Consider the following 19,698-nt stretch of genomic DNA (forward strand, 5'->3'; position numbering starts at 1 on the left):
TCACTTGCGCCAGAAGGCGGGCGTAAAGAGGATGAGGATGGTGAAAATTTCCAGCCGGCCCAGCAGCATGGCTACGCTGCATACCCAGGTCTGGAAATCATTCAGCCCGGCATAATTGGCGGCCGGGCCAACTTCTCCCAGTCCCGGGCCTGCATTATTGATGCAGGACACAATGGCGGAAGCGGCGGTCTGGAAGTCCAGGCCACTGCCTAACAGCACAAAAGTCAGCACCACCACACTCAAAATGTATACGAAGATAAAGCCCAGCACCGAAAAGGCGACGCTGTCGCTCATGGTACGGCCATTGACCTTGAGCGGAATAATGGCCTGCGGATGCAGCAACTGGGTCATTTCGCGCTGGGCCTGACGGAACAGGATCAGGCTGCGTATCATTTTGATGCCGCCACCTACCGAGCCTGAACAGGCGGTAAAACAGGACAGGAACAGCATCCATACCGGAACAAAGAGCGGCCACTGGCCGTAATCGGTGCTGGCAAAACCCGAGGCGGTGGCTATCGAGATCAGGTTGAAGCTGACATGGCGCAAGGACTCGCCCAGTCCGTAAACCCCTTGCCACCACAAATAGACGGCCAGCATCAGAATGCTGGACAGGATCACCAGCATCATGCTGATAAATTCGGTATCAATCCGATAGGGGGCGGCCGAACGTTTTTTCCACGCCAGAAAGTGAGTGGCGTAATTGGTGGCCGATAGCAAGGTGAAACCGGCAATCACCAGTTCGATTGGCAGCGAATCGTAATGGCCTACACTGGTGTCGCGGGTGGAAAAGCCGCCCAACGCAACGGTGGACAGGCCGTGGCAGACAGCGTCGAATACGCTCATGCCGGCCATATACAGCATGCCCATGCACAGCACGGTCAGGATGCAGTACATGGTCCACAGGCTCTTGGCCGCCTGGGTGATGCGTGGTGCCAGCTTGGCATCCTTCATCGGCCCCGGTGTTTCCGCCTTGTATACCTGCATGCCGCCCACGCCCAGTAGCGGCAAAATGGCGACAGCCAGCACGATAATGCCCATGCCGCCCATCCACTGCATGAAGTGGCGCCAGAAATTGATCGCAGGTGGCAAGACATCCAGCGAGAACAATACGGTCGCGCCATTGGTAGTCAGCGCCGACATGGCTTCGAAAAAGGCGTCGGTGAAGCTTAGCGAACTGTCGAACAGCATGAACGGGATGGCGGCGGTGGCGGCGAAGCCCACCCACAGGGCTACCACCAGGATAAAGCCGTCACGCGGCTTGAGTTCGTGTTCGAAACGGCGGGTGGCGGCCCAGGCAAACAGGCCGACGGCCAGTCCGACCACACCGGACAGCAAAAACGCTTCCAGCGTGTGGTCTTTGTAGATGACGCCGACACCGGCCGGCACAATGAACATGCAGGAAAACAGCATGATCAGCTTGGAAAAGACATGAGCGATAGGCAACAGCTTGCCCAGTGCACCGCCTCTGGCGGCTAACGGCAAGGTCGACATCAAAAGAAACCCATCTTGACCTGGATGAGCTGCTCCACTTCGCGCACCAGACGGCGGTGGGCAACGAAGATGATCAGGTGGTCTTCACTGTTTATCACTTCATCGTGGTGTGCCATGCGCACTTCGCGGTGCCGCACAATGGCGCTGATATAGCAGCCGTGCGGCATTTCCACTTCGTCTATGCGCAGGCCGACCAGACGCGAAGTCTTGCGGTCACCCCTGACGATGACTTCCATCGCCTCGGTGCGCCCGCCGCGCAGCGCATGTACCGCCTCGACATCGCCACGGCGCAAATGGGCGAGGATGGAGCCGATAGTAGACTGGTGCGGCGAAATCACGATATCGATGCTGTGGCCTTCGAGCAGGTCGACGTAACTGGCGCGGTTGACCAGCGCAATCACCCGCTTGGCACCCATGCGCTTGGCCAGCAGCGTGGACATCACATTGTCTTCGTCGTCGTTGGTCAATGCGCAAAATACATCCATCTCGTCGATGTTTTCTGCTTCGAGCAGGGCTTCATCGGTGGCTTCGCCATGCAGTACCAGAGTGTGATCCAGATTGTCACCCAGCCATTCGCAGCGCTCGCGCAGAATTTCAATAATCTTGACCTCGTACCCCGCATTTTCCAGCTGGCGCGCCAGACGGTGGCCGATATTGCCGCCGCCGGCAATCAGTACGCGGCGTATGGGCTGGCTGCTGTTGCGTAGCTCGGCCAGCATCTGTGGCACAGCAGCACGCTCGGCCAGGAAAAACACCTCGTCGTTGCTTTGCAAAATGGTGTCGCCCTTGGGGATGATCAGCCGGTTATTGCGATAGATGGCGCAAAAACGGCAGTCGGTGTCCGGCAGATCCTGACGCACATGGCGCAATTCGCGCCCTAAAAGCAGGCCGCCTTCCATGGCCGTGACCGCAACCAGCTGTACGCGGCCGCCGGCAAAATCCAGCACCTGTAAGGCCCCCGGGTATTGAAATAGCTGGTACAGGTTTTCGGTGACGATCTGTTCCGGGCAGATGGGCTGGTCAACGCCGAATAAATCCAGCGTGTTCTTGGCGCCGAATTCGACATAGTCACTGGCGCGTACGCGCGCAATGCGGGTGGGTACGTTGTAGAGCTCGCGCGCCAGCTTGCAGGCAACCAGATTGGTTTCGTCGTTACGCGTTAGCGCAAGCAACATATCGGTGTCGGCCGCACCGGCACCGGCCAGTACCGAGGGCTGGGCGGCATTGCCGCAGATGGTCTGAATATCCAGCCTGTCCTGCAGCTGCTTGAGCAGTTTGCTGTCCAAGTCGACGATGGTGATGTCGTTCTCTTCGGAAACCAGGTTCTCTGCTACGCGGGCACCAACCTGGCCGCCCCCCAAAATCAGAATTTTCACAATATTGAAGCCGTCTGGATTAAGTATTTTGGTCAGATTCTAACGGTTTAGCGGGCAGGGTGCACGACTGTGGTTTTCGTTTTAATAGTGCATGCTCGCCAATTTTGCCAAGTGAGGCAAAGACTTGGCGGCATAGGGTGCATCAACGCGCGCTGTTGCGCACCCCGCGCACGGTACGCTTGAGGGTGGCCGAGTCGGTTGTGCCACTGATGAGCCTGTCTCCCAGTAGTAGCGTTGGTGTGGTGAAGACCTTGAGTTCATCGGTCAGCGCCTGATTGTCCTCCAGCGCAAGACGCACAGCCTTGCCCGGGTTTAGCCACGCCTGTGTGCCGGTTTCCCTGGCGGTTTGCTGGATGGCATGCTGGTCCAGCGGGAGTGTGCCCTGCATCAGGCTTTGATGCACCGCCCAGTAGCGGGCGCGCTGTTTTTGCCAGACATTCAGCGCATACAGGGTGGCCGGCTCCGAACTGGCATCAAACAGGGGGAGCAGCTTGAACACAAATTTCACGTCGGGCAACTCGCTGGCGACGCGTTCGATGACTACATCCATGCGCCGGCAATACGGGCAGTTGAAATCGGTAAAGTAGATGACAACCTGGCTGGCCGCTGGGTCGCCTAAAAACGGGTCGGCAGGGTTGGCATAGATGCGGCCAGGCTTCTGTGCCGCCAGCGCTTTTAGCATCTGCTGTTGCCGTGCACGGTTGTGCTCGGCGATTTTTTCCAGATCGGGCAGGTTTTTGCTGTTAGCCAGCAGGGGCATCAGGCTTAAACCGGCCAGTAAGGTCCGGCGTTTCATGATCGCTATCCTTTGGGGGAGGCTTTAATCGGTACATTGTTGCGGCATGCACCTGATGGTATTAAAGCGAAAGGGAGCGACATGCGCTCCCTTAATGCGGTTTTATTGCGGTTTAGTCTTCGAGATCTACCTGCGTGCGACCCGGCAGCAGCAGGTTAAGGCTAAGTGCAATCAGGGCGCTTACCGTGATGCCGGAGCCGAAAATTTCGCGTACAAAGCCCGGCAACTTGCCCAGTACTTCCGGGCGTACGGTTACTGCCATGCCGCAGCCGATGGCGACGGCAATAATCACGCCATTGCGTCGGCTGCTCTCGACCTGGCCCAGCATCTGAACGCCGGCCACGATAATCATGGCGAACATCATCAGGCCGGCACCGCCGAGCACCGGCAGCGGAATGGTGACGATCAAGGCGCCAAACACCGGAAACAGGCCTGCCAGCATCAAGAGCAGACCCGCCAGTGCCACTACATAACGGCTGGCGACGCCGGTCAGCGATACCACGCCAATATTCTGGGCAAACGAGGAAAAGGGGGTCGTCGACATGATGGCGGCAATGGCCGAGCCTACGCCGTCACACAGGATGCCTGCCGACATCTGCTTGCCGCTGACCTTGGTCTGTGTTGCCTGACCCAGCGCCAAAAAGTTGCCGGTCGACTCCACGATGGTAACCAGATAGGCAATAGACATGCCGATAATGCCGGAGATTGGAAAGCTCATGCCGAAATGCAATGGCTGGGGCAGGGCAAATGCGCTGGCTTGTGCCACCGGTGCAAAATCGATGCGCCCCAGCATCAGGCACAGTAGATAGCCGGCCCCCATGCCGATCACGATGGCTGCGGCCGAGACGATGCCGCGGCCGAACTGGACCAGCCCGATCACCAGTACCAGTACAAAAAAGGCAATAGCCAGATGCTCGGGATTGGCATAGTCAGCCGCGCCGGGCTGGCCGCCGGCAAACCAGTCAACGGCAACCGGGATAAGCGACAGGCCTATCATGGACACGACTGTGCCGGTGACCACCGGCGGGAACAGCTTGCGGATTTGCGGCATGAAAAAGCTGCCGCCTATCATCACCAGCGACGCGGCCAGCGAGGAGCCCATGATGCCGGCTACACCATGCTCGAAACCGATGGCGATGGCGGCGGCAACAAAAGTGAAGCTGGTGCCCATGACACAGGGCAGGCGGATGCCGATAGGTCCTGCGCCGCGGCATTGCACGATGGTGACGGCACCGGAAACCATTAAGGCTGCATTGACGAGTGCGACCATTTCCTGTGGAGGGAGTCGCAATACGCCGCCCACGACCAGCGGGACAGCGATAATCCCACCGAGTGCGGCAAGCAGGTGCTGTATGGCCAGTAATAATGATGTTGCCAGTGGAGGCCGGTCTTCAACCTGGTACAGCAGCTTTTCCATGCTTTGCTTCCTTGCAGTGAGGGCTTTGTAGGTAGCGCTTGCGCGCCAAGTGCGCGCATGATTGTCAAATTCTATGTCGCTGTCAATGATGATTTATCTTTTAATGAAGATAGTCTGGTGTTGTGCCCTTATGATGGGCAAAACCATTTAAATAAAAATGCAAGCAAAATTGTGACAAATAAATAAAATCACCTTATTCTTGGCGTTTTACCTTTACGTGCGGGGTGCTTATGGCTGATCAGTTCGAAAATGTCAGTGTGGCCAAGCGGGCCAATGTCTATTTTGACGGCAAGTGCGTCAGTCATACGGTGACCCTGGCCGATGGCACGCAAAAATCGGTAGGCGTGATTCTGCCCGGTAAGCTGGTGTTTACTACGGCAGCAGCGGAAGTCATGGAATTACTGGAAGGAGAATGCCGGGTGACGCAGGCTGGCGCCTCTGCCGCGCAGGATTATGCCGGGGGTGAATCTTTTAGCGTGCCGGCCAATAGCAGCTTTACGATCGAGGTACTCAAGACCGTTCATTATGTTTGCCATTTCGGCTGATTAGAGCGGGCTTGTCGTAAAAAGGCTCAATACCAGGATAGGTATTGAGCCTTTTGTATCTGACGCCGCAGGTTGCGGGTCGGGATGTCGCATTGTTTAGCGGTAGTGCGCATCAAGTTCGGTAAACGCCGCCTTGTTGTCTGGCGTGACATAAGGGCGCATCAGGGCCAGCACTTGACGTGCGCCGCGCCGCCCGGTTTCTGCCGAGATAGGGACTTTAGGTGCGGCGGACTGCTCGAACGCATACCAGAATTTCACCACCAACCAGATATTGACCGCCAGCTGTTCAATTTCTTCATCGGAAGAAAAGGTCAGCAAGCCGGCACGGGCAAAGCCCTTGAGCATGTCGCCCATCATCGGACGCAAATCGGTGCCGATAGTGGCGTGATACTCGGCCTGCAATTGCGGATTACGCGACAGCAAGCCCGGCAGGTCATCAAACAAAAAGCGGTAATTCCACATGCCCTTGAATAAGGCATCCAGCTGGTCGGATAAAGCCTGCGGCGTAATGGTGCCTTCTGTCTTCGGTGCCAGCTGGTCGCGAATAAAGGCTTCATATTCGCGGAAAATCTGGAAAACAATCTCTTCCTTATTGCGAAAGTGATAGTACAGATTGCCCGGACTAATGCCCAGGTGAGCCGAAATATGATTGGTCGTGATCGCACGCTCTCCATGCTCATTGAAGAGTTTGAGGCTCTCGATCACGATTTTGTCGTAGGTTTTGATCCGGGTTTTGCTCATAGATTGAAGAATCAAGCCATTTAATAAGGATGAGTCGGATGCCAGTTTACACCGAGGCCGCAGATTTGTTCAGATTGGCGTCAGCCGGAAAAGCTTCAAACATAAAGCGCTTGAGTATCGCCTGTTCTACCCGTTGCCTGTCCTTGGCCAGTATGGCAATGCGTAGCGTCAGTTGATAACTGACATCGCTAAGCGGGTGAATCGATACGCGTGGCGCCACCGATGGCGTATCCAGATGGTGACGCGCTTCTATACGCGCCATATGCAGTTGCGCGGCCTGAATATGTGGCGCACAGACGTCGTTGGCTGCCCCTAGCAGCAAGGCTTCACCCTGCTGGGGAGGGAGCGTATAGGGCAGGGGCAGGCCCAGCGTATGCACCACATACTCGCCCATATAGTTTTCCAGCACCACCGGCTGGTTGAGCAGCAGGCTGTGCGGAAAAGACAAGGCCCGCCCTGTCATCTGGTGGCTGTCGTGGGTGGGGCCGATTTCCATCACTGTGGTGGTGAATAGCCCGACATCGACCACACGCCCGCGTATATGGCCGACCTCGATGTGGTCGCCCAGGCTGTAGCTGTCGGAGGCGCTTCTGAGCAGCCCCCCGGTCAGGCACATGATCAACTCTTTGGTGGCAATAATCACTGCAGCGGCAAAAGCCAGCATCGAGACCGCTATGGTCTGCAGCTCGGATGCCCAGATCAGTGCAATGCCGGCGACGCCACAGACAAACAGCACATTGCGCACGGTGATGGACCAGCGCCGCCTGTCGTCCAGCGTCCAGTGGGTATTGCTGGCGATGGCGCGGCCTATGCTGATGCGCAGCACCAGCAGTACCGTGATCATTACTCCCGAGCGCACGATGTCGGCGACGTAACTTGCACGCAGGTGGGTCCAGAAGTCGATCAGCTCGCTCATGCCTACTCGCCCAGCTTGACCGCGTGTTCGCGCGTTTCGTGGAAGACGATATCCGGCCAGCGCTCCTGTGTCAGCTGCAGGTTGACGCGGTTGGGCGCGAGATAGGCCAGATTGTTGCCGGCATCGGTGGCGATATTGCCTTGCAGTGCCTTGATGAAGTCATCCAGCTTTTTGCGGTCATCACAGGTGAACCAGCGTGCCGACCAGATACTGGCCGATTCAAAAATGGCATCCACGCCGTATTCGGCCGCCAGGCGCGAGGCGACGACTTCGAACTGCAGCACGCCGACTGCACCCAGAATCAGGTCGCCGCCGCTATGCGGCTTGAACACCTGCACGGCGCCTTCTTCACCCAGCTGCTGCAAGCCCTTGGCCAACTGCTTGAGCTTCAGCGGGTTGCGGATGCGTACCGAGCGGAACATTTCCGGCGCGAAGAACGGGATGCCGGTAAACGCCAGCGCCTCGCCTTCGGAGAAAGAGTCGCCGATCTGGATATTGCCGTGGTTGGGAATGCCGATAATGTCGCCTGCGAAGGCTTCTTCCACGATTTCGCGGTCGTGCGACATAAAGGTCACCACGCTGGAGGCAGCGATATCACGCCCCAGACGCAGATGCTTCATCTTCATGCCACGCTCGAACTGGCCGGAGCACACGCGCATAAAGGCGATGCGGTCGCGGTGCTTGGGGTCCATATTGGCCTGGATCTTGAACACAAAGCCGGAGAACTTGCCTTCGCTCGGGTTTACGCTGCGCACGGTCGCATCGCGTTCCTGTGGCGCCGGTGCCCAGTTGATCAGCGCGTCCAGAATCTCGCGCACACCGAAATTGTTGATGGCCGAGCCGAAAAACACCGGAGTCAGCTCGCCGGCGAGGAACTCGTCCAGATTCCACTCGTTGGAGGCGCCCTTGACCAGTTCGATCTCCATGCGCAGCTGTTCCATTTCCATCGGGAACAGCGCGTCCAGACGCGGATTGTCCATGCCCTTGATCACTTCGATATCGGACACCAGTTTTTCGGCGCCGGCTTCGAACAGAATGACTTCATCGGTCAGCAGCGAATAGACGCCGCGGAAGCTCTTGCCCATGCCGATCGGCCAGGTGACCGGTGCGCAGCGTATCTTGAGCACGTCTTCCACTTCATCCAGCAACTCGAGCGAGTCGCGCACTTCACGGTCGCACTTGTTCATGAAAGTGACGATGGGCGTGTTGCGCAGGCGGCAGACATTCAACAGCTTGATGGTCTGCTCTTCCACGCCCTTGGCGGCGTCGATCACCATCAAGGCGGAGTCGACTGCCGTCAGTACGCGATAGGTGTCTTCGGAGAAGTCCTGGTGGCCCGGGGTATCCAGCAGGTTGACGGTATGGTCGCGGTAGTCGAACTGCATCACGCTGGATGCGACCGAGATGCCGCGCTGCTTCTCGATATCCATCCAGTCGGAAGTGGCGAATTTGCCGCCTTTTTTGCCCTTGACGGTGCCCGCCATCTGAATGGCGCCCGAAAACAGCAGCAGCTTTTCGGTCAGCGTGGTCTTACCCGCGTCGGGGTGGGAGATAATGGCAAAAGTGCGGCGGCGGGCGACTTCTGCGGCAATGCGTGTCAGTTCTGCGGACATGTCTGTTGCTTGGTGTATGCGGTAAAGGCGGCATTGTACCGGTTTTCGTGCCGGCTGACCGCTGCGCCTTTTATGCATGTTGCGGGTACAATGACGGCACTGGATTCAAGATGACGGAGCTGGCGGATGTTTACAGGGATAGTGCAGGGCACGGCCGAACTGGTCGCACTGGAAGAAAAGACTGGTTTTCGTACGCATACCGTGCGCTTGCCGCAGGCGATGCTGCCGGGTTTGGCGCTGGGGGCCTCGGTTGCGCACAACGGCTGCTGCCTGACCGTGACCCGGGTGGAGGGCGATCGGGTCTCGTTCGACCTGATGCAGGAGACGCTGCGTCTGACCAATCTGGGGGCTTTGACGCTGGGTGAGTCGGTCAATGTTGAGCGTGCTGCACGCTTTGGTGACGATATCGGCGGTCACGCCATGAGCGGCCACATCCTGTGCTGCGCCGAAGTGGTGGCGGTCGAGGAAACACCGAATAACCGGACCTTGCGCTTTAGCCTGCCGGAGGCGGCGCTCAAATATGTATTTACCAAAGGCTATATCGGCATCGACGGCATCAGTCTGACCGTGGGGGAAGTCCAGGGGAACGAATTTGCCGTGCATCTGATTCCGGAAACGCTGAGCCGTACTATCATCGGCCAGCGCAAGGTGGGCGACCGGGTCAATATCGAAGTCGATCCGCAGACGCAGGCTATTGTCGACACGGTCGAGCGGGTGCTTGCCAGCCGGAGTCTTGGATGACTGCACCGCTATTCGTGATGTCGTGGAGTGGCGGCAAAGACTCCTGCCTCGCCCTTTGGCGTACGTTGCAAAGCGGTGCCCGTCCGCTGGCCCTGCTTTCGATGCTTGACGAAACGGGTGCGCGCAGCCGCTCTCACGGCATCAGCCCCGAAGTCCTGCAGGCCCAGGTCGAGGCGCTGGCGATTCCACTGGTGACCGGTAGTGCGACCTGGGGGGAGTACGAGGCCGTGTTTGTCGCACAGTTGCAAGCCTTGAAAGCACAAGGCGCCGAGATGGCGGTGTTTGGGGATATCGACTTGCAGCCGCATCGCGACTGGGAGGAAAAGGTCTGCGCCGCCGCCGGCTTGCAGGCGGTGTTGCCGCTATGGCAGGAGCAGAGGCTGGATCTGGTGCGCGAATTTGTCGATGCCGGCTTTGTCGCGACCATTGTGGTGATACGTAACGACTTGATGGCCGCCGACTATCTGGGCCAAGTGCTGGATCATGCGCTGATTGCGCGCATGCAGTCCGAGGGTATCGATCCGTGCGGCGAGGGCGGGGAGTTCCATACGCTGGTCACCGCGGGGCCGCTATTTGCCCAGGCCTTGCCTTTGCGGGAAAAAGCGCGACATCAACATGATAAATATTCAATGCTTGAATTTGAGCTTTCCGATAGCATCTAATAACAAATAATCGAAACGCGGTGCGCGTGGTGCGGGCCGTCTGCAAGGGTAGAAGAAAATGCTTATTTCCCCCATTCAGGACATTATCGCCGACATCAAGGCCGGCAAAATGGTGGTATTGGCCGATGCCGAAGATCGCGAGAACGAGGGCGATCTGGTGATGGCGGCCGAGCACGTCACACCGGAAGCCATCAATTTCATGGCCAAGTTCGGCCGTGGCCTGATCTGCCTGACTCTGAGCGAAGCACGCTGCCAGCAACTCGAACTGCCGCTGATGGTCAGCAAAAATGGCGCACCTTTGGGTACCAATTTTACGGTGTCCATCGAAGCGGCGCGCGGCGTGACCACCGGCATCTCGGCCGCGGATCGTGCTCGCACGGTGCAGGCAGCCGTGGCGCGTGGCGCGGCGCCGTCCGATCTGGTGCAGCCCGGCCATATCTTCCCGCTTAAGGCCGTGAATGGGGGCGTGCTGGCGCGTGCCGGTCATACCGAAGCCGGTTGCGACCTGTCTGCACTGGCCGGCCTTGAGCCCGCCTCGGTGATCTGCGAGATCATGAACGACGACGGCACCATGGCGCGCATGCCGGAACTGTTGGCTTTTGCCGCCGAGCATGGCCTTAAAGTGGGCACTATTGCCGATCTGATCAGCTACCGTAGCCGCACCGAGAGCCTGGTCGAGCGCGTGGGCGAGCGCGAGATCGTTACGCCGTTTGGCGAGTTTGCCATGCATGTGTTCCGCGACATCAGCAATGGCGACACCCATCTGGCGCTGGTCAAGGGCGACATTCGCAGTGATGAAGAAACGCTGGTGCGCGTGCACGAGCCTTTCTCGGTGATGGATATTCTCGATCCGCTGACCAGTCCGCACAGCTGGACGGTGCCGTTTGCGCTGGAAATGATGGAAGAAGAAGGGCGGGGCGTGATGATACTCTTGCACCGCAATGAAGACGGCAGTGAACTGCTGGCGCGTGCCTTGCCGGTAGCCGGTGAAAAAACGCCGCGTGCCAACTGGGACAGCAAGACCTTCGGCATCGGCGCGCAAATGCTCAAGGCGGTCGGCGTGGGCAAAATGTGCCTGCTGGCGTCCCCGGTTAATCTGCCATCAATGGTCGGTTTCGATCTGGAAGTGACCGGATTCCGTCAACCTAAACACCTGACCGTAGAAATCGGTTAAAATCGCGCCCTTCCCGCGCAAAGCCCACCCATTACGGAGATCTGCCATGCTGGACACCATCACTCGCATCGAACCTAATCTTGAGGGCAAGGGACTGAAGATAGGCGTCGTGATGAGCCGCTTTAATCCGGATGTCTGTCATGGCCTGCGCGACGCGTGCCTGTCCGAACTGGGCTTGCTGGGCGTTGCGCCTGGCGATGTGCTGTATACCAGTGTGCCCGGCGCGCTGGAGATTCCGCTGGTACTGCAAACCATGGCAAAAAGCGGCCGCTTTGACGCGCTGATTGCGCTGGGTGCGGTGATACGCGGGGAAACCTACCATTTCGAACTCGTGTCCAACGAGTCCGGAGCCGCCGTGACACGTGTTGGCCTTGATGCCGGCGTGCCTGTTGCCAATGCCGTTCTTACGACCGAAACCGACGAGCAGGCTGAAGTGCGCATGATAGAAAAAGGCCGCGATGCTGCTCGCGTGGCCGTGGAAATGGCCAATCTACAAAAAGCCTTGCGCGGCTGAATACCTGCCGTGCCCGTTCTTTACAAGGAATAACCGATGAAAACCGCCCGCCGCCGCGCCCGCGAATTTGCCGTTCAGGGCATTTACGAGTGGCATCTGAATCAGGAAAGCCCGGCTTCCCTGATTGAAAAGCATTTGCGCGAGAATGATTACTTCGTCAAGGCTGACGAAGCGCTGTTCCGCACCTTGTTGTACGGTGTGGTCAAAGACGCCAAGGAACTGGGTATTCTGGTCGACCGCTTTCACGAGCGCAGTGCCGAAGAAGTGAGCCCGGTCGAGCGCTCTGTGCTGCTGATGGCCGCGCTGGAGCTGACCCAGCATCCGGAAACGCCTTATCCTGTGATCATTAACGAAGCAATCGAAATCACCAAGACCTTTGGTGGTACCGATGGCCACAAGTTTGTCAATGGTGTACTGGACAATCTGGCCGCCGAAGTGCGCGCCGACGAGGTCGCCAGCCAGAAGTCGCGCCGCCGCGCCGACTAAGCAATCAGGCCTGCCTGACTGACACCCGCTGCGGCGGGTGTTTTTGCGTCTGCCAGTTGCCGAAGGGACATATGAACGAATTCGAATTGATACGCCGCCATTTTACCCGTGCAACACCTCAGGCTGTGCTGGGCGTGGGCGACGATGCCGCCATTATCCAGGTGGCGCCCGGTTGTGCTTTGCATGTTTCGGTCGATATGCTGGTGCAGGGGCGGCACTTCTTTGCCGATGTTGATCCGGTAAGTCTGGGGCACAAGGCACTGGCGGTGAATCTGTCCGATATGGCGGCCATGGGTGCCGCACCGCGCTGGGCATTGCTGGCGCTGGCCTTGCCGCAAGTCGATGAGGCGTGGGCGGCCGGCTTTGCCCGCGGTTTCTTTGATCTGGCGGCGCGTTTCGGTGTTGAGCTGGTCGGTGGAGACACCACCTGCGGCCCTTTGACCTTGTCGGTGACTATCATGGGCGAGGCGCCACAGGGTATGGCACTGCGCCGCTCGGGCGCGCAACCGGGTGACGATATCTGGGTGAGTGGCCGGCTGGGTGAGGCCGCGCTGGCGCTGGCTTGCCGGCTGGGACGGGTAAAAGATGTACCTCAGGATGTCCTAGATGAGTGCCTGCTGCGTCTGGAGCGGCCCGAACCGCGGGTAGGGCTGGGTCTGGCGCTACGCACGGTCGCGCATGCGGCGCTGGATGTCTCCGACGGCTTGATGGGCGATCTGGAGCATATCCTCGCGGCCTCGGGGGTGGGGGGCGAAATCGAACTGGAAGCCCTGCCGACCCACCCTTGGCTTGCGGCGCGCCGTGGCGAGCATGCGGCGCTGATTGCCGCCGGTGGGGACGATTACGAATTGTGCTTTACTGCGCCAGCCAGCGCCCGTGAGGCGCTGGCTGGTATCGCCGCGCAGTGTGATGTAGCGCTTAGCCGTATCGGGCGCATTAAGGCAGGCAGCGGCACTTGCTTGCTGGACAAGGACGGGCGCGCGTTCCCGCTCGACAAAAAGGGGTATGACCATTTTGCGTAAACCTGACTGGGCTTTTGTTTGCTCGCATCCGGCACATTTTCTGGCTTTCGGCTTTGGTTCCGGCCTTGCCGCCAAGGCACCGGGCACCTGGGGGACGCTGGTTGCCTTGCCGCTATATGCACTGCTGCTCGCGCTGGGCCTGGGTAGCATGCAGATCGCCTGGCTGTGCCTGCCCCTGTTCCTCGTCGGCATCCCGATTTGCGGCCTGACCGGGCGCGCTTTGGGGGTGAGCGACTATGGCGGCATTGTGTGGGACGAAATCGTTGCCATGCTGCTGGTACTGGCCTTTGCACCGGCGACGCCGGCTGGCTGGTTGCTGGCCTTCGTGCTGTTTCGCCTGTTCGATATTGTCAAACCCTGGCCGATACGCTGGTTTGACCGGCGCATTCATGGCGGCTTCGGCGTGATGGCCGATGATTTGATCGCCGCCTTGTTTGCCATGCTGGTGCAGGCGATGGCATGGCAGTTCTTGCTGTAATTTGCGCTTTCGCGTAAGCCAGGCAGGGGCAGGGGGCAGTTTTAGCAGCTACAACATGAGAGTCTTTTATGGGAATCTTGTTTGATGAAACTGCCTGCCAGCTTGCGTCCGATCCGGGCCGATATCGTGCGCGGCGTGCTGTTTATGCTGGGCATGGGTTTGCCGGTATGGGCCGGCATTGTGCTTGAACAACCGGTATTGGGGGCTTTCGCTTCGCTGGGGGCGATGCTTGCCTTGTCGCTGGACCCGCGGCGCAGTATGGCAACGCGTATTCCCAGTATTATGCTGGGCACGCTGCTAGTGGTTGCGGCGGCCGCGCTGGGCCTTGTGATTGCCGGCAACCGGCCGCTGGCTTTGGCCGGACTGTTTGTCATCAGCTGGCTGGCGGGCCTGCCCCGGCCTGATCATGCTTATTTAAGTCTGCTGGGAAAATACGCCGCTTCAGCGCTGGTGCTGGCCGAGATGGGCTTCCCGGCGACTGTGCCCATCGGTGCGGCTTATGTGGCCGGTGCCATGCTGGGCTTGGCTTTGAGTCTGATGCAGGCGTACCTGGTCGCCAGCGTCGAGCCGGGTAGCAGTCCGTGGGATGAAATGAATGCCGTTATTTCCGGCGACAGCAACGGCCCGCTTTACGGTCTGACCCTGCCGCTGACCATCTTGCTGGCAACCTGGTCGGCGGTGAAGCTGGGGGTGGTTGAGGCCGGCTGGGTCGGCCTGACTGTGTTGTTTGTGATGCATGTGGATGACGCACAGGCGTGGCGACGGATCTGGCAGCGTGTGGCAGGCACCTTGCTTGGTGTGGTGCTGGCGGCGTTGCTGCTGACTTGGGTGGGGTCGCCGCTCGGGCTGGTTTTGCTGATAGCCTTGCTGGCGGCGGCTTATCCTATGGCGCTCAGGCGCAATTATCTGGCTTTCAGCCTGGTGGTGACGGCACTGGTGTTGCTGGTGATCGATGTGGTCAAACTTGAGTCGGGCGGGGATGCCGGTTTGCTGGGCTGGCGTTTTGTCGACACCTTGTTGGGGTGTGCCTGGGTGGCGCTGGCCCTGTTTTGCATGCGCGCCTTGCGCCGCTTTTGGCCTGCACGCAGGGGGTGTTAGGTTTAAGGTTTTACGTTGCCATGGCGAGTGGCGGGCTTTGTGGTATCCTTGCGCCCCTCTTGTGACCCGTCACCGTTATTCATGAAAGACCCTTGCGACCACTACACCTTTGATCTCATTGGTGGCGTGCAGAAAAAACCCGGCCGAAAACCGCTGGGTGCGAAAGCGATGACGGTTGCCGAGCGCAAGCGGCGTAGTCGCGAGCTCCGGCGCAAGCGTCTGCAAGAGCAGTCGGTCACGGTCGAGTTGTCGCGCGATGCGCAAAAGTCGCTGGAAAAGATGATCGAATGGTGGGGCGTGAGCAAGAAAGAGGCGATCAATCGTGCCTTGCAAATTGCCTGCGCCTCGCAAACCGGCCGCACCGGCATGCTGTTCGATTTCGATCCTGCCTTCCTGGCGCCGCCAGCACCGGTCAAAAAGAAAAAAACCACGGCCTGAGTGCCTGTCGCCGCCTTATTCCTCCGTGGTGCTATTAAAAGCGTGCAGCTTGCTAGCCTCATGTCGCGCATCATGCTCGCTATGCAGATAACGCCTCGTTGTCTGGATGCTGGCGTGACGCAAATTCTGGCTGACCATCAACAGGCTTACGCCGGCGTCGAGCTGGTGACTGGCCGAGGTGTGACGCAGCCAGTGGCAACTGGCTTTGCGCAGACTAAGCCGCGATTCTTCGTCGTGGCAGCAGGCCTCGGCACGGCGGAATACTTCCTTGCATATCAGGTAAATCGCCTTGTCGCCCAGTGGCTTGAGTGTGCTCAAGCGGCAAACGAGCGGCGTTGCTTCAGCCGGGTGGATCGATCCGCCCAAGCCAAGGCTTAAGCGGTAGCTCGCCAGTGCATCCATTAGTTCGCTATTGAGCGGCACTTCCGCCAGTACGCCACCCTTGCCGTGAATGCGCCACCAATGGCGGCTGCGGCGGCTGAAAATATCCCCCATCACGGCACCCGCCACTTCGCTGCGCCGCGCGCCGGTCAGATAAAGCAAGGTGATCAGCCAGCGCGTGCGCGCTGCATGGGCGCGCTCTTTGGCTGTTGCTTCGGGTAGTTGCGCCAGTGCCTGATGCACGGCCTGCCATGCGCCGGCATCGAGAAAACGCTCGAAGGGCAAGCTGTCTTGCTTGGAGCGGCGTGACTTGACCAGGGCGAACGGGTTGCCTGACAGATAGCCTGCGTCTCCCAGGTAACGATACAGTGCTGCCAGTATGGTCAGGGCATGGCGGATGCTGGATGGCGACAGCGGGCCGGCAAAAGGCTTCCACTCAGGGTGGCTGCGCGGGCGGCTGGGGCCGACCCAGTTGTTGCCCGGTTGTGCCAGAAAGCGCTGGTAGTCATGAACATCTTCACGCTTAAGGCTGGCCAGATTCTGTTGGCGGGTGCCGAGCCACAGCAAAAAACGCTCTGACTCCTTGCGATAGCCTGACAGCGTATGTGGCCGGTCGGCGTGTTCGGACAGCCAGGCGAGTACGGCATGTTCGTCGCTTTGGGCGCGAATTAATAAAGCAGGAGCGGGGGCTTGGGCAAGAGGACTTAGCATGGGGTTGAAAGTATACCCGCGTATTGCATTGGCTACCTTGTTAGTGGGGTGCTAATGCAGTAAAGCTATTTCTCATATAAAATATATCAATCACATAATAGGTAGTGGTTTAATCATGCTCCAGCATCTGGCTATCCGGCACAAGTTGTTACTGCTTTTGCTCCCGCCTGTATTTGCCGCACTGGCTTTGACCGGCTATTTGTTTGCCGATCGCTACCAGATGCTGCAAGAGTATGAGGTGGCGCATGAGTTGACTGTAATTTCGGGCGAGGCCAGCCAGCTAGTGCATGCTTTGCAGGTAGAGCGCGGTTTGACGAATGGCTTTTTGTCCGGATCCGGTGCCCCGTCCGCTGCGCTTTTGGAGGCGCGCGGCGCATCCGATCAGGCACTGACCCGTTTTGTGGGGGCTGCCGAAGCATTAAATGATACCGAACTGACGTCACAGTTAACGCCCCTCGTCGCCAGTTTGCAGGGTATTGCACCGGCGCGCGTCGCCATCAATGCCCGCAGTGTGGCGCCGCCGCAGGTTTTTGCGGCCTATAGCCAGCACATTGATCAATTGATCTCTCTGGTGTCCGGCGTGGTTGAGGGTAGCCGTGACAACGAATTAGTGCATTCCGGTATGGCTCTGTTGTCTTTGCTTAACGAAAAAGAGTCTGCCGGGCGCGAGCGCGGTTATGTGAATGGCTTGCTCTCTGGCGGAAGCATGACCCTGGCCGAACAGGCTAAAGTCGTAGCTCTGGGGGCGAGCCAGCAAAGCTATGCTCATAGCCTCAAACTGCTGGCAAACCCGGTGCAACGTACGCGCCTTGAGGCAGTCGAGAACTCGGCGGCCAGTCGCGAAGTGTCTGCATTGCGCCAGCGCATTCTGGCGGTGCCGCCCGGGGAAATCCTGGGCGTCGAGCCTGGTGTATGGTTTGCGGCCGCAACGGCCAAGATCGGCCTGCTCAAGGCGGAACAGGATCAGATCCTGTCGGGTCTGGACGCACATATTTTGCGGCAGCTGGCCCAGTCCCAGCGCATGCTGTGGATCAACGGTGTGGCCAGCATCGTGCTGACGGTCTTGCTATCACTTTTGGCCTGGCGCGTTTATCGCAGTATCCATAAGCCGCTGACGCAGCTGGAACAGCTGATGAGCTTGATGAGCCGTGATCTGGATCTGTCCCAGCGGGCAAATCTGCAAGGCAGTGATGGCATTGCGCGCATGGCACAGGCGTTCGATAGTCTGGTGGCCTCTTTTGAGCTGACCTTGCAAACCGTCAAGGGGAGTACGCATACCTTGCTGGATGCCGCGCAGGGCTTGTCGGACGTTTCCGGGCGTGCGGCGCATGCGGCCGATTTGCAAAGCGCTTCTTCGGCACAGATTGCCGCAGCGATTGAGCAAATGTCGGTCGGTATCACCTCGGTCAGTGAAAATACCGAGTTCAATTTGCAGGCAGTACGCGAAATGACCGCCTCTGTCGAAGACGGGCGCAATCGCATGGCACAAACGGCGCAGGCGATACGTGGCACCGCCAGCTCGCTGGAAGAGGGCGGGCGCATGGTGGATGAGTTGTCTGCCCGCTCGCAACAGATTACCGGCATTATCACGGCCATTCGCGATATTGCGGATCAGACCAATTTGCTGGCCTTGAATGCGGCCATTGAGGCTGCACGGGCCGGTGAGGCCGGACGGGGTTTTGCCGTAGTGGCCGACGAAGTCAGAAAACTGGCCGAGCGCACCGGGCTTGAAACAGTAAATATTGCGGATCTGGTCAGTGCGATCGGTCGCGGTACCGAGGCGGCTTCCTTGCAGCTGAAATCGGCGCAGCAAACCATGTGCGAAGGGCTGACGCTGATTGATGTCAGCGTGGAAGACTTGGCCGGGATACGCGAAAAGGCGGCAGCCTCGGCCGACAAGAGCGCGGAAACGGCACTGGCCATACGCGAGCAGTCCAGCGCCAGCACCGATGTGGCGGTCAATATCAGCCGCATTGCCGAGCTGGCCGAAGAAAACCTGACCCAGGTGGCCGAATCGGCGCAATTGGCAGCGCGCCTGAGCCAGGCCGCCGATGAGTTGGCAACTCAGGTGGATCGCTTCAAGGTCGCGCGCTAAGCGTAGTGGCTACCCGCCATCCGGCGTATTGTTCATGCCCGCCCGGGTGTGAAACAATACGCCGTTTTTATTTGGCTTATGAAAGCACCCCCGATGGATGATCAGGCCCTGCTGCGTTACAGCCGGCATTTGCTGCTAAAAGAAGTCGATATGGCCGGCCAGCAAGCGCTAATGGAATCCCGCGTATTGGTAGTGGGCTGTGGCGGATTGGGGGCGGCTGCGATTCCGTTTCTGGCGGCTTCGGGCGTGGGCCAGCTGTTGCTGGCTGACGATGATGTGATTGAAACGTCCAACTTGCAACGCCAGATCTTATACGGCGAGGCTGATCTGGGGCGGCTCAAGGCCGAGGCGGCCGCCGATGCCGTGCGCCGTATCAACTCGGGGGTGTCGGTAGAAGTTTTGCCGCAGCGACTGGATGGTGCGGCGCTGGCGCAGCGGATGGCACAGGTGAATGTGGTGCTGGATTGTTCGGACAATTATGCGACGCGTCAGGCGGTGAATGCCGCCGCAGTTGCCAGCCGTACGCCCTTGGTGTCGGGTGCGGCGGTGCGTTTTGATGGCCAGTTGCTGGTAGTCGATCCGCGCGTCGAAAATAGTCCGTGTTATCACTGCCTGTTTGGCGGCACCAACGCCAGTGACGGTGCTTGTGCGACTTTCGGCGTTTTTTCGCCGCTGGTAGGGGTGATTGGCGCGCAGCAGGCCGTAGAGGCGTTGAAATTGTTGATGGGGGTCGGGCATGCGCCGCTCGGGCGTCTGATTACTTATGACGCGCTAAATGCCGCCTGGCGCGAGATGCGCTTTAGCCGCGACCCGGATTGTGCCGTGTGTGGGGCTATTTAGCGCCATGGCACGTCGCTGTAGCGTCCGGTTTCGATAATCAGCGGGGTCATAAACAGGCGCCGGATCAGCGTGTTGTCGCCCGGTGCGACCAGCCGGATGCCGGTGATCGCGCCTAGGTTCATCATCAGGCCTGTGTCCGGCAAAAACAATGCCGGCACTATGG

Annotated in this window: 21 protein-coding genes; 12 read left to right on the forward strand and 9 right to left on the reverse strand. The window is 59.0% G+C overall.

What is annotated here, in order from left to right:
• From GQF02_RS08450 to GQF02_RS08465, 4 genes are all read right to left on the reverse strand, one after another.
• Positions 1 to 1,455: a TrkH family potassium uptake protein gene (locus tag GQF02_RS08450; protein WP_220789396.1), complete on the reverse strand. Its 1,455-nt coding sequence runs from the start codon at positions 1,453 to 1,455 to the stop codon at positions 1 to 3.
• A 35-nt stretch (positions 1,456 to 1,490) separates the two neighbouring features.
• Positions 1,491 to 2,867, reverse strand: coding sequence for a Trk system potassium transporter TrkA (trkA, locus tag GQF02_RS08455; protein WP_160796347.1), 1,377 nt, complete (start codon positions 2,865 to 2,867; stop codon positions 1,491 to 1,493).
• 142 nt (positions 2,868 to 3,009) lie between these two features.
• A complete protein-coding gene (locus GQF02_RS08460; RefSeq protein WP_160796349.1) occupies positions 3,010 to 3,663 on the reverse strand; it encodes a thioredoxin domain-containing protein in 654 nt (217 codons plus the stop codon).
• 112 nt (positions 3,664 to 3,775) lie between these two features.
• A complete protein-coding gene (locus GQF02_RS08465; protein WP_124736090.1) occupies positions 3,776 to 5,080 on the reverse strand; it encodes a nucleobase:cation symporter-2 family protein in 1,305 nt (434 codons plus the stop codon).
• 230 nt (positions 5,081 to 5,310) lie between these two features.
• Between GQF02_RS08465 and ppnP the strand changes: the two genes are divergently transcribed.
• Complete coding sequence (gene ppnP / locus GQF02_RS08470; protein WP_124736089.1) at positions 5,311 to 5,625, forward strand: pyrimidine/purine nucleoside phosphorylase; 315 nt, start codon at positions 5,311 to 5,313, stop codon at positions 5,623 to 5,625.
• A 96-nt stretch (positions 5,626 to 5,721) separates the two neighbouring features.
• Here the strand turns inward: ppnP and GQF02_RS08475 are convergent, their stop codons facing one another.
• The 3 genes from GQF02_RS08475 to GQF02_RS08485 are packed head-to-tail and all read right to left on the reverse strand — an operon-like array spanning position 5,722 to position 8,895.
• Positions 5,722 to 6,366: a TetR/AcrR family transcriptional regulator gene (locus tag GQF02_RS08475; protein ID WP_160796351.1), complete on the reverse strand. Its 645-nt coding sequence runs from the start codon at positions 6,364 to 6,366 to the stop codon at positions 5,722 to 5,724.
• Between the two features lie 46 nt (positions 6,367 to 6,412).
• Positions 6,413 to 7,282, reverse strand: coding sequence for a mechanosensitive ion channel family protein (locus GQF02_RS08480; RefSeq protein ID WP_124736087.1), 870 nt, complete (start codon positions 7,280 to 7,282; stop codon positions 6,413 to 6,415).
• A gap of 2 nt (positions 7,283 to 7,284) precedes the next feature.
• Positions 7,285 to 8,895 (reverse strand): peptide chain release factor 3, encoded by a 1,611-nt coding sequence (locus GQF02_RS08485; RefSeq protein ID WP_160796353.1) that lies wholly within the window; start codon positions 8,893 to 8,895, stop codon positions 7,285 to 7,287.
• A 126-nt stretch (positions 8,896 to 9,021) separates the two neighbouring features.
• On the opposite strand from GQF02_RS08485, the gene GQF02_RS08490 reads away from it, so the two are divergent.
• The 9 genes from GQF02_RS08490 to GQF02_RS08530 all read left to right on the forward strand — a co-directional run bounded on the left by GQF02_RS08490 (position 9,022) and on the right by GQF02_RS08530 (position 15,508).
• Positions 9,022 to 9,636, forward strand: coding sequence for a riboflavin synthase subunit alpha (locus GQF02_RS08490; protein WP_160796355.1), 615 nt, complete (start codon positions 9,022 to 9,024; stop codon positions 9,634 to 9,636).
• Positions 9,633 to 10,298, forward strand: a complete 666-nt coding sequence (locus GQF02_RS08495; RefSeq protein ID WP_124736084.1) for a Dph6-related ATP pyrophosphatase — start codon at positions 9,633 to 9,635, stop codon at positions 10,296 to 10,298. Before GQF02_RS08490 ends, GQF02_RS08495 begins: the two co-directional genes overlap by 4 nt.
• Positions 10,299 to 10,356: 58 nt before the next feature.
• On the forward strand, positions 10,357 to 11,472 hold the full coding sequence (gene ribBA / locus GQF02_RS08500) for a bifunctional 3,4-dihydroxy-2-butanone-4-phosphate synthase/GTP cyclohydrolase II (RefSeq protein WP_160796357.1): 1,116 nt from the start codon (positions 10,357 to 10,359) through the stop codon (positions 11,470 to 11,472).
• A gap of 46 nt (positions 11,473 to 11,518) precedes the next feature.
• Positions 11,519 to 11,986 (forward strand): 6,7-dimethyl-8-ribityllumazine synthase, encoded by a 468-nt coding sequence (gene ribH, locus GQF02_RS08505; RefSeq protein WP_124736082.1) that lies wholly within the window; start codon positions 11,519 to 11,521, stop codon positions 11,984 to 11,986.
• A 36-nt stretch (positions 11,987 to 12,022) separates the two neighbouring features.
• On the forward strand, positions 12,023 to 12,472 hold the full coding sequence (gene nusB / locus GQF02_RS08510; RefSeq protein WP_160796359.1) for a transcription antitermination factor NusB: 450 nt from the start codon (positions 12,023 to 12,025) through the stop codon (positions 12,470 to 12,472).
• A gap of 71 nt (positions 12,473 to 12,543) precedes the next feature.
• On the forward strand, positions 12,544 to 13,494 hold the full coding sequence (gene thiL, locus GQF02_RS08515) for a thiamine-phosphate kinase (protein WP_160796361.1): 951 nt from the start codon (positions 12,544 to 12,546) through the stop codon (positions 13,492 to 13,494).
• On the forward strand, positions 13,478 to 13,972 hold the full coding sequence (locus GQF02_RS08520) for a phosphatidylglycerophosphatase A family protein (RefSeq protein ID WP_160796363.1): 495 nt from the start codon (positions 13,478 to 13,480) through the stop codon (positions 13,970 to 13,972). The genes thiL and GQF02_RS08520 overlap by 17 nt, the downstream gene beginning before the upstream one ends.
• Before the next feature lie 84 nt (positions 13,973 to 14,056).
• Positions 14,057 to 15,070 carry an FUSC family protein gene (locus GQF02_RS08525; RefSeq protein WP_220789391.1) on the forward strand — a complete coding sequence of 338 codons (1,014 nt, stop codon included), beginning with the start codon at positions 14,057 to 14,059 and terminating at the stop codon, positions 15,068 to 15,070.
• An 81-nt stretch (positions 15,071 to 15,151) separates the two neighbouring features.
• On the forward strand, positions 15,152 to 15,508 hold the full coding sequence (locus GQF02_RS08530) for a hypothetical protein (protein WP_124736078.1): 357 nt from the start codon (positions 15,152 to 15,154) through the stop codon (positions 15,506 to 15,508).
• 15 nt (positions 15,509 to 15,523) lie between these two features.
• Here GQF02_RS08530 and GQF02_RS08535 read toward each other — a convergent pair whose 3' ends face one another.
• Entirely contained in the window at positions 15,524 to 16,600 is a 1,077-nt protein-coding gene (locus GQF02_RS08535) for a tyrosine-type recombinase/integrase (RefSeq protein WP_160796365.1), read from the reverse strand.
• A gap of 115 nt (positions 16,601 to 16,715) precedes the next feature.
• On the opposite strand from GQF02_RS08535, the gene GQF02_RS08540 reads away from it, so the two are divergent.
• Together GQF02_RS08540 and GQF02_RS08545 are read left to right on the forward strand one after the other, a co-directional pair.
• Positions 16,716 to 18,695: a methyl-accepting chemotaxis protein gene (locus GQF02_RS08540; protein ID WP_160796366.1), complete on the forward strand. Its 1,980-nt coding sequence runs from the start codon at positions 16,716 to 16,718 to the stop codon at positions 18,693 to 18,695.
• A 93-nt stretch (positions 18,696 to 18,788) separates the two neighbouring features.
• Positions 18,789 to 19,535 (forward strand): HesA/MoeB/ThiF family protein, encoded by a 747-nt coding sequence (locus GQF02_RS08545; protein WP_160796368.1) that lies wholly within the window; start codon positions 18,789 to 18,791, stop codon positions 19,533 to 19,535.
• Here GQF02_RS08545 and GQF02_RS16085 read toward each other — a convergent pair.
• Entirely contained in the window at positions 19,532 to 19,660 is a 129-nt protein-coding gene (locus GQF02_RS16085; RefSeq protein WP_268891007.1) for a hypothetical protein, read from the reverse strand. The genes GQF02_RS08545 and GQF02_RS16085 overlap by 4 nt on opposite strands.
• Between the last annotated feature and the right edge of the window lie 38 nt (positions 19,661 to 19,698).

Source organism: Craterilacuibacter sinensis, from assembly GCF_009831765.1.
Taxonomy (GTDB): Bacteria; Pseudomonadota; Gammaproteobacteria; order Burkholderiales; family Chromobacteriaceae; genus Craterilacuibacter; species Craterilacuibacter sinensis.